Below are 7,392 nucleotides of genomic sequence, written 5' to 3' on the forward strand. Positions count from 1 at the left end.
CGTTCTCCGTTGGGGGGGGGTGGGGGGGTGTTTTTTTTTTATGGTTTGCCGGGGGGGGAACCGTGAAGGTTCCCGGCACGCCGTCCGTGCGGTCCGCGCCGCTACTTCTTCAGCCAGGTCTGCATCATCTTCTGCGCGATGGGGGCGGCCAGCTTGCCGCCGCCGATCTCGGAGCGGTCGGTGTCGGAGTTCTCGATCACGACCGCGACGGCGATCTGCTTGCCGTTCAGCTTGCCGTAGGAGGTGAACCAGGCCAGCGGCGAGAGGCTGTTGTTGACGCCGCGCTGGGCGGTACCCGTCTTGCCGCCCACCTCGGCGCCGCTCACCTGGGCGGGCCTGCCGCCGCCCTCGCTGACCACCGTCTTCATGGCCTCCCGCAGCATCGAGGCCGTCTTGGCCTTCATGACCTGCTCGGACTTCGGGTCCTTGAAGCTCTCCAGGACGTTTCCGTTGGCGTCGGTGACCTGGGAGACCATGTGCGGTGCGACGAGCTTGCCGCCGTTCTCGACGGCGGCCGTGACCATGGCCATCTGGAGCGGGGTGGCCTGGACGTCGAACTGGCCGATACCGGTCTGCGCGACCTGGTCGACGGACATCTTGCCCTTGGGGTACGAGCTCGGCGGGTTGGTGCGGACCGGGGTGTCGATCTGCGTGTTGAAACCGAACTTCTCGGCCATGGCGCGCATCTTGTCCTGGCCGAGCTTGTGCGCCAGCTCGGCGAAGACGTTGTTGCAGGACAGCCGCAGGGCGACGCGCGCGGAGACGTTGTCGCACATCTCCGCGGGGGCCTCGCTGCGCAGATCGGTGCGGGTGCCGGGGATCGTGTACGGGGCCTTGATGCCGGTCGGCGTGTCGATGTCGGTGACCAGGCCGTTCTCGATCGCCGCGGCGAGGGTGACCAGCTTGAAGGTGGAGCCGGGCGCCTGCGGCTTGCGCAGGGCCACGTTCTCCAGCGCCTTGCCCTGGTCGGCGGACAGCTCCGCCCAGGCTTCCCTGTCGTTCGCGCCGGCGATGCGGCCCGGGTCGAAGGAGGGGTTGTTGACGATGCCGAGGATCTGGCCCGTCGCGGGGTCGATGGCCACGGCGGCGCCCTGCTTGCCCTGGAGGGCGTCGAAGCCCGCCTTCTGGACGTCCTTGTCGATGGTCGTCAGCACGTCGCCCGGGGCGGCCCGCTTGTTGGTCAGCATGTCCATCATCGTCTTCAGCCGGCTGTCGGAGCCGTTGAGGACGTTCTTGTAGACGCCCTCCAGCATGCTCGTCCCGAACGCCTGGGAGCTGTATCCGGTGACGGGCGCGTAGAGCGGCCCGTCGGTGTACGTGCGCTTGTACCCGAAGTCCTTGCCCCCCGTCTTCGTCGAGCCCGTGACCGCCTCCCCGCCCACGATGATGTTGCCCAGCGGGTTCTCGTACTGCCCGATGAGGTTCCGGCGGTTGTTCTTGTCGTCTGCGAGGGCCTGGCCTTGGTATGCCTGCACCCAGGTGACACGGACCAGCAGGGCCAGCACCAGAAGCAGACAGAAGACCGACGCACGCCTGATCGTCTTGTTCATCCCCAGGAAGGACGCCCCGCCGGTCCCGGACGTTCCGCTCTGCCCCGATTGTGGTGGAGTTCTCAGTCTTTCCTCATGAAGCCGCCCTCGTAGGCGGCGATCACCGCCTGGGTCCGGTCGCGGGAGCCGGTCTTGGCGAGGACCGCCGCGACGTGGGTCTTCACCGTCTGCGGGCCGACGCCGAGGCGCTCGCTCATCTCCTGGTTGGACAGGCCGGTGGCCATCAGGCGCAGGACGTCCGCCTCCCGGTCGGTGAGCCGGGCCACCCACCGTGCGGCGGCCGCGCGCGGGGCGCCGGCCGTGCGGGCGGCGGCGAGGGAGCGGACGGCGGCCGGGAAGAGCAGCGAGTCGCCGCGGGCGACGAGCCGGACCGCGCCGATCAGCTCGTCGGGGCCGGCCCGCTTCAGGAGGAACCCGGCGGCGCCCGCCCGCAGCGCGTCGTAGACGTGGGCGTCGTTCTCGAAGGTGGTGACGACCACCACGCGGGGCGGCTCGGGCATCGTGGCGAGGATCTGCTCGGTGGCCCGGATGCCGTCGATCTCGGGCATCCGGACATCCATCAGCACCACGTCGGGGGCCAGGGAGCGGACCAGGGAGACGGCTTCGGGTCCGGTGGCCGCCTCGCCGACGACCTCCAGGTCGGGTTCGGCCTCGAGGATGACCCGCAGCGCGGTGCGGACCATCCGCTCGTCGTCGCAGAGCACGATGCGCAGCGTCCCGCGCCCGGCGGGCGTCCCGGGCGTCCCGGGCGTCCCGGCGGCCTCGGGGGCGGCGGAAGCGGCGCCGTCCGGGACCGCGTCCGGGCGGGCGGGGGTCATCGGCCGGTTCCGGCGAGCGGGAGGACGGCCCGCAGCCGCCAGCCGCCCTGGTACGGGCCGGCTTCGACGCTGCCGCCGAGCAGCGCGGCCCGTTCGGCGGCGCCGCGCAGCCCGCGCCCCCCGGTCGTACGGGGCTCCCGGCCGTCGGGTGCGGTGGGCGGATTGGTCATGGTGATCTCCAGGTCGGGGTGTGCGCGAGGGCCGGAGGGGCCGCCGCGCCGGAGGCGGACCCGCAGGTCCACGGGGCCCGAACCGTGCCGCAGGGCGTTGCTGAGGCCCTCTTGGACGATCCGGTACGCCTCGCGGGAGGCGATGGCCGGGAGCCCGGACCAGTCCCCCGCCGGCCCGGGGTCCTGGTGAGCGGTGACGGGGGTGCCGGCGGCGCGGGTGCGGGCCAGCAGACCGTCGAGGTCGGCGGCGAGGGTCGGCGCGGGCGCGGCGTCCGCCCGGGCCGGGTCGCCGTCCCGCAGCAGGCCCAGTACCGCGTCCAGCTCCCCCACCGTGCGCCGCGTCGTGTCCTCGATCGCGGCGAGCGCCTCGCGGACGAACCCCGGGTCGGTGTCGAGCACCCGCCGGGCGGCGACCGCCTGGAGGGTGACGGCGCTCAGCGCGTGCCCCACCGCGTCGTGCAGCTCCCGGGCCAGCCGGTTGCGCACGGCGAGGTCGGCGGCCCGCTCCTCGGCCTCGGCCAGCCGGTCGGCGGCCGTCGGGCCGAGCAGTACGGGCGCCGCCCGGGCCAGCAGCGCCCCGGCCCCCGCGACGCACAGCGCGAGCGCGGCCAGCAGGGCCACCCCGAGCACGGGCGTCAGGTACGGACCGGCCGCGATGCCGCCCCAGCCCGCTCCCGCCTCCCGCCGGACGTCCCCCGGCCCGCCGGTGACCGGCAGCGCGATGAGCAGCACCGCCATGGGCGGCACCGCGAGGGTCATCCCGCTGAGCACCGCTCCGACCCCCAGGTGCAGGGTCCACCAGGCCGAAGCCCGCCCCCGGGCGGACCAGGACCTGGCCGGGCCCTCGGCCAGCCGCTCCCCCGGCACCGCGCACATGGCCCGTACCGCGGCCACGGACATCGGCCGCACCAGCCCGAACACCCCGGTGACCGCGACCAGCGGCAGGGCCACCGCGTACGAGGCGAGGACCAGCGGCAGGGAGGAGAACACGTTGACCCCGCCCGCCGCCACGCCGACCCCGACCTGGGCGAGGAGGAAGTACGGCATCAACAGGGCCCCACCGAGGATCAGATGGACCCAGCGCAGCCGGGCCCGCGGCCCGAACAGCCGCCCCGGGCGGTGACCGCGCGTCACCCTTCTCCGCGTCGGGTCAGGAACCGGGTGAGGACGACGGCGGCGAACGCTCCAGTGGCCATCTGGCCAGCGTAGATCAACTGCGCCGCGCCGGACGGGCCTTCACCTCCGTCCAGCTGCGGCCCCAGCGAGGCGATCATCGGCCACACCCCCCAGCCGAGCGCGGCTCCCGAGCCGATCCACGCGAGGGCCGCCGGCCACCGGGCCCGCAGCCCCCGGCCCGAGGCCAGCAGCAGCGCCCCCGCCCCGGCCGCGAGCGCGCACACCGCGTGCGCCGCGCACACCACGCCCGCCTCGGCGGACCACGAGGCCGCCCGTTCCACGCCCATGCCGGCGGTGCCCCCGAAGGCCCAGTAGAGGTTCGCCGCGGCCACGGCCGCCCCTGCCACCGCCGCGGCCCGCGTGGACGGCGCCGGCCGCTCCCGCGGCGCCCCCGGACGCCGCCTGCCCCAGTCCTCACCCCAGCGCTCCCGCGCGTAGGGGACGAACAGCCCCGCCAGAGCCAGCCCCTGGACGATGAACCCGCCGTAGACGACGTGGAAGACCCAGGGGTCCAGGAAGGGATCGCGCCGCGCGCCCGAGGCGGGATCCGCCCCGAATCCCAAGGCCCGTATGAGCAGCTGGCCCGGGAACCCGAGGAGGATCGGGGTCAGCAGGCCGGAGGCGGCGAACACCGGGAGGGTGAGCGTCCAGGACGGGACCCGCAGGCCCCAGGGCCGGGTGAGGACCAGGACGAGCACGATCACGCAGGCGTCCATGAGCAGCGTGACGGAGTTCGCCAGGGTGAGGAACACCCCGGGCTCGGCCAGGACACTGCCGTCGGGTATCCCCACCCGGCTCCCGGCCAGCCAGGCGGCCTTGAGCGTCAGGTACGGAACGGTGGCGGCCAGGGCCACCGCCCGCAGGATCCGCCGCCCGGCCCCCGGTCGGGAGGCCCGCGGCCGCGGCGCGTACGGCGTGTGAACGGTTCGTGTGGTCATGACCCAACGGTCCCGCGCGCGCCGCCCCGCCACCTCCCCCGTGAAGGGGAACCGCCTCCCCCGGCCGGGGGAGGAATCACGGACTCCGCCACCTCACACCCGCCGTGCCACCACCCCCGCCTCACATCCGCCGCGTCACCATCGACAGCCGGTCCCGTGCCTCGAACAGTGCCCCCTTGATGACCTGCTCGTGATCCGGCGTCAGCCGGGCCACCGGCACCGAGCAGCTCACCGCGTCCCGCGCCGGCGTCCGGTACGGCACGGCCACGCCGAAGCAGCACAGTCCGAGCGTGTTCTCCTCCCGGTCCACCGCGTACCCCTGCTCCCTGACCAGCGCCAGCTCCTCCACGAGCTGCTCCCGGTCGGTGAGGGTGTGCTCGGTGACCGCCTCCAGCCGCCGCGGCAGCAACCGCCGTACCTCGTCATCCGTGTGCGTGGCCAGCAGCGCCTTGCCCAGCGCGGTCGAGTGCACGGGCAGCCGCCGCCCGACCCGCGTGAAGGGCCTCAGGTAGTGCTGGGACTGCCGGGTGGCCAGGTACACCACGCTCGTGCCGTCCATCCGGGCCAGGTGGATGGTCTCCGTCGTGTCGTCGGAGAGCCGGTCCAGGGTGGGCCGGGCCGCCGCCACCACCTCGTCGCCGTCGATGTAGGAGCTGCCGACGAGCAGCGCCCGTACGCCGATGCCGTACCGGGTGCCCGTCGCGTCGGTCTCCACCCACCCCAGGTTCACGAGGGTGCGCAGCAGCATGTACAGGCTGGACTTGGGCAGGGAGAGGTCGTTCTGGATGTCGGCCAGGCTGTGCAGCCCGGGCCGCGCCGCGAAGTGCTCCAGCAACAGGACCGTCCGCACCGCCGATTTGACCGGCGCCGCCTGTACCGCCTGTACCGCGCTCCCCGACTCGGTCGTCGTCATACGCCTGCTTCCCCTCTGGGCGCCCCTTGTCACACGGAGGACGCGGAAATAGAGTCCACAGAAGATGTGATCATTCATCCACCGGAACGGCGTTCAGAATACTGAACGTTCCAGGAGGCAGTGGGCCATGACAACGACACCAGTCTGGAGTGTGGACCCCCGCACCGGGAAGCGGCGCGAGCAGGTTGCGGTGGAGGCCACACCCCGCGAGGTGGACGAGGCCGTGCGCGCGGCCCACGCCTCCCGCGGCGCACTCGCCGACGCCGGCGCCCGCGCCGCCTTCCTGCGCGCCGCCGCCGGACTGCTCGACGAGGCCGCCGCCCACGTCATCGAGGCCGCCGACGCCGAGACCGCGCTCGGTCCCGGCCGGCTCACCGGCGAGCTCGCCCGCACCACCGGCCAGCTGCGCGCCTTCGCCGACGCCGTGGGCGAGGGGTCCTACCTCGACGTCCGCATCGACCGCGCCGACCCCTCCCTCAGCCCACCGCGCCCCGAACTGCGCCGCTACAAGGTCCCGCTGGGCGTCGTCGCCGTCTACGCCGCCTCCAACTTCCCGCTCGCCTTCTCCGTCCCCGGCGGGGACACCGCGAGTGCCCTGGCCGCGGGCTGCCCCGTGGTCGTGAAGGTCCACCCCGACCACCCGGCCACCTCCGAGCTGTGCGCCTCGCTGCTGCGCCGCGCCGCCGTTTCCGCCGGGCTGCCCGCCGACGTGGTGTCGGTGCTGCACGGGTTCGACGCCGGTCTGGAGCTGATCCGGCATCCGCTGGTGGCCGCAGCCGGGTTCACCGGTTCCCTCCGCGGCGGGCGGGCCCTGTTCGACGCGGCCGCCGCGCGGCCCGTGCCCATCCCCTTCCACGGTGAGCTCGGCTCCCTCAACCCCGTCGTGGTCACCCCGGCCGCGGCCGCAGAGCGCGCCGAGGAGATCGGCGCCGGGCTCGCGGGCGCGGTCACCCTCGGGGTCGGGCAGTTCTGCGTGAAGCCCGGCCTGGTGCTCGTCCCCGAGGGTGCGGACGGTGACCGCCTCGCCGACGCGCTCACCAAGGCGCTCGGCGAGACCGAACCGGGGGTGCTGCTGGACCACCGGATGCGCGAGAACTTCGTCACCGGCGTACGGGAGCGGGCCGCGCTGCCCGGCGTCACGGCGCCGGTCACCCCGGGCTCCGGCGGGGACCACACCGTCGGAGCGGGCTACCTGACCGTGTCCGCCGGCCGCCTCGCCGGGGACGGCCCCGCCGGGGACGGCGCGTACGAGGTCCTGCTGGAGGAGTGCTTCGGCCCGGTGACCGTGGTCGCCCGGTACGCCTCCCCGGCCGAGGCCGCAGCCGTGCTCGGGCGCCTCCCCGGGAACCTGAGCGCCACCCTGCAGCTCTCGTCGGCCGAGACCGAGGGGGCTCCGGGGCCGGCCGCCGAGCTGCTCGCCCAGGTCACCGGGCTGGCCGGCCGGATCGTGGTCAACGGCTGGCCGACCGGGGTCGCGGTGGCCCCGGCCCAGCACCACGGCGGCCCGTACCCGGCGGCCACCTCGCACTCCACCTCGGTCGGCGGGACCGCGATCGAGCGGTGGCTGCGCCCGGTGGCGTACCAGTCGGTGCCCGACGCCCTCCTTCCGGCGGAACTGCGCGAGGCGAACCCGCTGGGCCTGCCGCGCCGGGTCACGGGCGCCTGACGGGCGGCTGGCGAGGCCCTGACGGGCGGCTGGCGGGCGGGAGCGTCCGGTGGGGGGGGGGGGGCCGCCCCCCCCCCCCCCCCCCGCCCCCGCCCCCCCCCCCCCCCCCCCCCCCCCCCCCCCAAACCGCGGCGCCGCCCCCCCCCCCCCCCGCGGGCCGG

General features: G+C 74.7%; 6 protein-coding genes. 1 reads left to right on the forward strand and 5 read right to left on the reverse strand.

The genetic code is table 11. The annotated features are described in order from the left end of the window. Window positions 1-101 precede the first annotated feature (101 nt). The 5 genes from ABT106_RS30015 to ABT106_RS30035 form a co-directional block, all read right to left on the reverse strand. Window positions 102-1,550 (reverse strand): peptidoglycan D,D-transpeptidase FtsI family protein, encoded by a 1,449-nt coding sequence (locus ABT106_RS30015; RefSeq protein WP_351283660.1) that lies wholly within the window; start codon window positions 1,548-1,550, stop codon window positions 102-104. A gap of 62 nt (window positions 1,551-1,612) precedes the next feature. Beyond that, complete coding sequence (locus ABT106_RS30020; protein ID WP_351283674.1) at window positions 1,613-2,263, reverse strand: response regulator transcription factor; 651 nt, start codon at window positions 2,261-2,263, stop codon at window positions 1,613-1,615. Window positions 2,264-2,364: 101 nt separating this feature from the next. Beyond that, window positions 2,365-3,672 (reverse strand): sensor histidine kinase, encoded by a 1,308-nt coding sequence (locus tag ABT106_RS30025; RefSeq protein WP_351283663.1) that lies wholly within the window; start codon window positions 3,670-3,672, stop codon window positions 2,365-2,367. Continuing rightward, the gene (locus tag ABT106_RS30030) at window positions 3,669-4,652 is read right to left on the reverse strand and encodes a hypothetical protein (protein WP_351283666.1); all 984 of its coding nucleotides are present in this window, start codon (window positions 4,650-4,652) and stop codon (window positions 3,669-3,671) included. The genes ABT106_RS30025 and ABT106_RS30030 overlap by 4 nt, the downstream gene beginning before the upstream one ends. A gap of 121 nt (window positions 4,653-4,773) precedes the next feature. Next, window positions 4,774-5,565 (reverse strand): IclR family transcriptional regulator, encoded by a 792-nt coding sequence (locus ABT106_RS30035; protein ID WP_351283668.1) that lies wholly within the window; start codon window positions 5,563-5,565, stop codon window positions 4,774-4,776. 127 nt (window positions 5,566-5,692) lie between these two features. Here ABT106_RS30035 and ABT106_RS30040 point away from each other — a divergent pair, with 127 nt between their 5' ends. Further along, the gene (locus ABT106_RS30040; protein WP_351283671.1) at window positions 5,693-7,231 is read left to right on the forward strand and encodes an aldehyde dehydrogenase (NADP(+)); all 1,539 of its coding nucleotides are present in this window, start codon (window positions 5,693-5,695) and stop codon (window positions 7,229-7,231) included. Window positions 7,232-7,392 lie beyond the last annotated feature (161 nt).

Source organism: Streptomyces sp. NPDC002044, from assembly GCF_040296725.1.
GTDB lineage: Bacteria > Actinomycetota > Actinomycetes > Streptomycetales > Streptomycetaceae > Streptomyces > Streptomyces antarcticus.